Here is a 3865-nt window from a genome sequence, read left to right as displayed (position 1 = left end):
GCTGCCCACAGGCCCATCATCTGCTTTCCGATCTTCGATCTCGTTCATGCCGCACATCATCGTTCCGGGTTCGCCTTGGGCAAAAGGGTGTCCAGGGAAACCGGGTGCAGCTCACTCGAGATAGCGGCCCGAAGCGACCGCCTCCTCGATGAAGGTATTGAGCCGGTCGGTGAGCTTGACGGTCCTGGTCTGCACGGGACGCCTCCAGGGCAGGATGACATGCGGTGAATGCTTGTTCGACGAAGCGAGGTCGATTCGACAACCGGGGTGAAACAAGAACCTGCCCGGATTGGACGATCGGGTGCTGGCCCGGGCCCGACTGCCCCGGTCGGTCATCACCGCGAAGCAACGCCGGATCTGCCAGCGGCTGTCCTCGGGCACGGTTACATCTCGCGCTGGACGGTCAACCGCTTTCGTTCACCCGGCATCCTTGTGCCTTCGAAGTATCCCGGTGTCATTTCCCTCTGCAGAGGGGCCGCGTGCGGGGAAGGTCCCGTGCGGAGGAGCAACGCAATGGCAGCGCCAGGGCGTGTTCGCGTCGACATCGCCAAACTGCGCGAGGCATTCGACTTCGTCAGCAGCGGCGCCGAGTTCGACCATGTCGCATACGTCCATCTGGACTCCGGCAGGGTCTTTTGCAGGTCGGATCTGGATGCGGAGGAAGATGCGGACCAGCCGAGCGATCTCGAAACCTCGGATCGCTACATTCCACTGCCCAGCGCAGGTGATCTGGGGCTCGGGCGACGGCTCGCCCTACGCTTCGTGGAGCAGGAGATCCCCTCGGAGTACGCCACCGTCGCCGCGTATTTCCGGCGCCAGGGCGCCTACCGGCGCTTCAAGGAGCTGCTGAACCGGCACAACGCGCTGCAGCGCTGGTACATATTCGATACGCAGGCCGTCGACGAGGCCTTGCGCCAGTGGTGCGATGAAGTCGGGCTGGAACCAGTTGAGAAAGACAAATAACAAAATCAGCTATTTACGACGGCTTTTTTCCATATAATATTATGCGTCATTGTGAATACGGTTGTCATCGCAGGGTCATTGCCCCCTCGTCTATCTGGCTCCAGAACCCGACCTTCCGGCCGTGTCTAACGCGCAGGCAAGCCAGGAAAGCGTCGTGCGTCTCAAAAGTCTCGAAATTCTGGATCTGCACCGCGAGGGACCGGCATTCCAGCAGGTGCCGCGCGGCATGCTTGTACCGAGTCGATTTCGCGCCATCGAGCGTGTCCTCGATCATCGCGCGCCGCAGCAGCGTCGCCGCCAACGGATGCTGGCCCTCGATCAGTCGCGCCGCCTGCTCGAGTAAGTCATACAGGTTGCCGTCGATTTCGGAGGCGCGGGCCAGAACAAGTTCAGCGGCCCACCGCTGATGCGGCCAATGCGCGAAGAACCATAGCGCGGCAGAGAAGCTGCGGTAGCCGAGGGCATACTGCATAGCACGCTCTTCGGCTTCCATATCATCAAAATCAGGAAGCCTCTTCAGGTAGGCGCGCAGCCGTTCCACCGAGAGACGTTTCTCGAACGCGGCCCAGCGCAGTCGCTGTGCCTCGTCCCGCTGCCCCGTGGCCTCGAGCGCCTCGATGTAGATGTCCTCCCAACCGGCGTCGACGGGAATAACAGCGCCGAAAAGCGCCTCGTCCCACGTCGTTGTAGATGCACGGCGCATTGGTCTCGCCTGTTCCAGAGCGGCCAGCGCTTCGGGCGCGCGGCCGGCCTTGAGCAGGCGGCGGCCAATGGCCGTGCCCTGATGCAGCAGGCGCTGCTCCTCTGGCGGGATCAAGGCAACATAGGCGTCGACATCGCCTTGACCGTCCGCCAGGTCCTGCAGCGCGGACCGCAGCAACAGCGCTTCGAAGTCTCGCTCGCCGCCGCGCCTGGGCCGCTCTGCCAGCGCCTGCATCAGTCGCCGCTTGAGGTGGGCTGCTCCGGCGTCGCCCAGCGCCGGCAGCATGAGGGTGACCACGCGGTCGAACACGCCGTAGCCGTTGCCCGTGACGGCGTGGAACACACGGTCGGCAAGGCTGACGGGGTCCGGCTTCGCCTTGGCCGCGAGGGCCCCGAGGTCCGCGCAGGCCAGCTTGAACACCTCGCCCACCGAGCCGTTGCTGTCGTCGACGCGGTTGAGCACCGGCTCGGCAAGGTCCATGAACCGCCACATCAGGTCGAGCGCGAGATCGGCGCGGTCCTGGGCCACCCGGCCGACGATCATCGCCCGCTGCAAGTCGAGATCCCTGACGAAGTCGCGGCGCTTCTGCCAATCAATGACGGACCGTGCCGACCGCAGCGTCGCCAAGCGCTTGCTGATCTCGGCTGCAATGGTGTCCCCACCGGACTGTGCTGCCAGCTCCAGGCGCAGCCGCCGCTTGACTTCGGCATTGTCGTCGGCGAGCTCAATGAGAAGTGCCGCAAGACGTTCCGCGCCGAGTGCCACGAGGTTTTCGCGCGTGACGGTCTTTCTCGATGCCAAGCTGTCACCCCCTCACAGCGCGCAGGCACCCTGTGCCGCGTCTGACCGCCCCGTCCCTGGCCCTCAGAAATCCTCCGCCGCCACCGCCTCCAGCTCGACTTCCTGGACCGAGAACCAGATCGGCTCGGGGCTGCGCACAGCCGAGCGCAGGATCGGCTTCGACGCCGACAACAGATCCTCGAGCGAACGGAACGGGTGGACAGCTTCCTCGCCATCCGAGGTCCGCATCAGGAGCGCAACTCCCCTGCCCTTCCCAACCCTGGCGCCGCTACGCGGCATCGTGGCTGCCGCCGGCACCTCCCTGGCGGTCCGGGCTGGCGTGCTGCCCGCCGCAGCCGGCTTCGGTGCAGCCGCCGTCAGGCCCGGGGTGCTGGTCTCCAGCACTGGGGCATCAGGGCCGCCATCAGCCTTGGTGGGCATCCCCGGGCATGCTCCGTCCGCGGCATCTGCCGCCCTCGGCTCAGCCCGCCTTGGCGCGTCGTCGAAAAGGTCGGCGGGCGGAGGCAGGACTGGATCCGAGGCACCCGCCGCTGGTGCTTCGGCCGCCTTCTCCGTCCCAGGGTGAGTCAGAGCACTGGGCGATGGATGCATGGGCGCGGACCCGGTGCCAGCCGGCATCTGTCGGGCCTTGCTGAGGATGGCGTAGATGTTGGCCGGGGTGCAGCCATAGGCCGTGGCCACCTCGGCCACCCGCATACCCTCCCCATCCACCATGGCCAGGATCCTCGGGTACTCCTCGCGGGCAATCCTTGGCATGTGCGGTCTGTTCCGTGCGGCAATACGAACATTGTAAGAACACGGCTGGTGGATTTGAAGCCCCCCGGCCGAATTCAAATTTGAAAGTTCCGGCGCGGTTGCTCCCAAAGGGAATTGCCAAGTTGGTCTCCCTTGGCTCTGCTGAGGGGAGCGGGCCACCATGGTGAAGAACGGTCCGCCGCGCCATGAAATGGCACCTCGGCCCGCCCGCGGCGGAGCACGCTCCACCTGCGCGAACCGGTGCTCACCGAGGCCGGCCGGCAGGCGCCCGCCGCCGAGTTCGACCAGGTCCTCCATCACGGCTTGAGCCGGCCGGAGCATCGCTGATTGATGTGTACGGCGTGCTATGGCGGCTACCTCGTCCGCTTCCTGCAAATGCCCCAATTCAGGCCGCGATGCTCGACCAGCGCCGCCGGGCACGCCGCTGCCGGGACACCAGGCGATGTAGGCACCCGCCTCTGCGGCGGGGGCAACAAGCCCCGTGACCTCACCGCGAGGTCACGGGGCTTCTCGCGTTCTCAGCGCCGCGGCGCGATCGCGCCGGGATGGTGGTGCAGTTCACAGGCCCGGATGCCGGGCCTGAGTAGGGTTCTCCTGTCGCTGATCGCCGCCGCGGGAAAAGCCCCGGAGGCCGGCGAGAGC

General features: G+C 65.9%; 4 protein-coding genes. 1 reads left to right on the top strand and 3 read right to left on the bottom strand.

Annotated elements, in window-relative coordinates:
• Positions 1 to 111: 111 nt before the first annotated feature.
• On the bottom strand, positions 112 to 381 hold the full coding sequence (locus tag E2C05_RS29660; protein WP_133223220.1) for a hypothetical protein: 270 nt from the start codon (positions 379 to 381) through the stop codon (positions 112 to 114).
• Between the two features lie 132 nt (positions 382 to 513).
• Between E2C05_RS29660 and E2C05_RS29655 the strand changes: the two genes are divergently transcribed.
• Complete coding sequence (locus E2C05_RS29655; protein WP_133223219.1) at positions 514 to 963, top strand: UPF0158 family protein; 450 nt, start codon at positions 514 to 516, stop codon at positions 961 to 963.
• 64 nt (positions 964 to 1027) lie between these two features.
• Here E2C05_RS29655 and E2C05_RS29650 read toward each other — a convergent pair whose 3' ends face one another.
• Both E2C05_RS29650 and E2C05_RS33580 read right to left on the bottom strand, forming a co-directional pair.
• On the bottom strand, positions 1028 to 2467 hold the full coding sequence (locus E2C05_RS29650) for a DUF6880 family protein (protein ID WP_133223218.1): 1440 nt from the start codon (positions 2465 to 2467) through the stop codon (positions 1028 to 1030).
• A 63-nt stretch (positions 2468 to 2530) separates the two neighbouring features.
• Positions 2531 to 2695: a hypothetical protein gene (locus tag E2C05_RS33580; protein ID WP_158292461.1), complete on the bottom strand. Its 165-nt coding sequence runs from the start codon at positions 2693 to 2695 to the stop codon at positions 2531 to 2533.
• Between the last annotated feature and the right edge of the window lie 1170 nt (positions 2696 to 3865).

The sequence above is a fragment of the Paracraurococcus ruber genome (assembly GCF_004353985.1).
GTDB lineage: Bacteria > Pseudomonadota > Alphaproteobacteria > Acetobacterales > Acetobacteraceae > Paracraurococcus > Paracraurococcus ruber.
This window is presented reverse-complemented; position numbering and strand designations above follow the sequence as displayed.

What these genes read in the sequence shown, in the direction of transcription:
- E2C05_RS29655 (WP_133223219.1), top strand. Translation starts at nt 514, where the DNA reads ATGGCAGCGCCAGGGCGTGTTCGCGTCGACATCGCCAAACTGCGCGAG.
- E2C05_RS33580 (WP_158292461.1), bottom strand. Translation starts at nt 2,695, where the DNA reads ATGCGGACCTCGGATGGCGAGGAAGCTGTCCACCCGTTCCGTTCGCTC.